Origin of the sequence: uncultured Oscillibacter sp. (genome assembly GCF_910587525.1) — a bacterium.
Lineage (GTDB): Bacteria > Bacillota > Clostridia > Oscillospirales > Oscillospiraceae > Oscillibacter.
Genome location: NZ_CAJULS010000258.1, coordinates 1 through 1,659, shown reverse-complemented (window position 1 = coordinate 1,659; position 1,659 = coordinate 1). Strand labels below are relative to the sequence as shown.

Annotated in this window: 1 protein-coding gene; it reads left to right on the top strand. The window is 62.9% G+C overall.

Going from position 1 to position 1,659, the window contains the following annotated elements; all coding sequences use genetic code 11:
* Window positions 1-88: 88 nt before the first annotated feature.
* A partial coding sequence (locus QZ326_RS13225; protein WP_295746122.1) for an ATP-dependent DNA helicase occupies window positions 89-1,659 on the top strand: 1,571 nt, incomplete at its 3' end.

Genomic DNA, 1,659 nt, shown 5'->3' with positions numbered 1-1,659 from the left:
GTTACTGTTCCCTATATCTCATCGGGGGTCGAGCTGAGAATACGATGAGTACCTACGAAAAAATGAACCATCAAGGGGAATTTTACGGATGAATTACGACAATAACAGGCAAAACGCCCATAACGAGATCGACCACATATTCAAAGACCTTCTCCCCACCCGGAACATGGCGGAGCGTCCCGCCCAGGTGGCCCTTTGCCACCAAATGCTCAACGCCATGCTGGAGGGTGGCATCGCCCTGTGCGACGCCGGGACGGGGATTGGCAAGACCTACGCCTATCTGGCGGCGGGGACGGTGTACCACCGCTTCCGCGCCGCCAGCGGGTTCCCCGTCCGGCCTATTTTGATCTCCACCTCCAGCATTGCCCTCCAAACTGCGGCGCGGGACGAATATCTCCCCCTGCTATCCAGCCTGCTGGCGGAGGACGGCATGATTACACAGCCCCTCCAGGCGGTGATCCGCAAGGGAAAGTCCCACTATGTCTGCGATGACCGTCTGGAACGGCGGCTGGGCCAGTTGGATCTCCGAAAGAAAAACTGGAGGGCCGGGAATGCCCTGCTTGCGCTGCGGAATGAGCTGGACATGGACGAGATCGCCCATCTCAGCCACTATGACCGGGAACGTGTCTGCGTCCCCCAGATCTGCAACTGTTCGCAGGAGACCTGCCGGTATCGTTCCTTTTTGGAGAAGTGCGATTCCGGGCGGTATCTTTTCCAGATCTGCAACCACAACCTGCTGCTGGCGGACGCCATCCACCGGGGCAGCGGGCGAAAGCCCATCCTGCCGGACACCTGCGCCCTCATCGTGGACGAGGCCCACAAGCTGCCGGAGACAGCCCGCCAGATGTTCGGGGTGACCCTGGCTGCGGAGGACATCCGTGCGCTCACCCACAGTCTGCGAGGGGAACGCTTCCTGCTGGCTGCAGAAGTCCTGAACAACAGCGCCAAGGGCCTGCTGCGGAAGCTGGACCGCCCGCCGGAGGACAGGCCCTTCGTCCACTACAAAACATCGCTGGCCGCACCGGAGCGGAGCCTGACGGTGATCGACCGGCAGCTCCACGGCCTGCTCACGCCTGCCACCCGCAGGCGGCTGAAGAACGTCTCCTCCAGCGTGGCCCTGTTTCACCAGGGCCACCCGGATATGGTCTTCTACACCGAGGAGGACGCCCACGGCGGCACCATGCTGTGCGCCACCATTTCCGATCTGACCGCCCAGCTCCGCCAGACGCTCTGGCGGCAGGAGCGGCCCGCCATCCTCACCTCCGCTACCCTGGCCGTAGGCGAGGACTTCCGGCGCTTCAAAGAAGAAACGGGCCTGCTGACCGACAGCCGTGTCACGGAGTCCGTGGCCCCTTCGCCCTTCGACTACCAGCAGAATTGTCTGCTGTACTTACCGCAGGTTCCACCCAGGCAAAAGTCCGCAGCCTATTATGACGAGCTGGCAAAGGAGATCGCCGCCCTGCTGGACGCGGCCCAGGGCCACGCCCTGGCGCTGTTCACGTCTTATGCCGCCATGTCGGCGGTGAAGGAGCGACTGCCAAACCACGGCCTGCGTTACCCTCTGTTCACCATGGGCCGCAGCGCAATCCATACCACGGAGCAGTTCAAGGCCAGCCCAGGCAGTGTGCTGCTGGCGGCGGGGGCCGCCTGGGAGGGCTT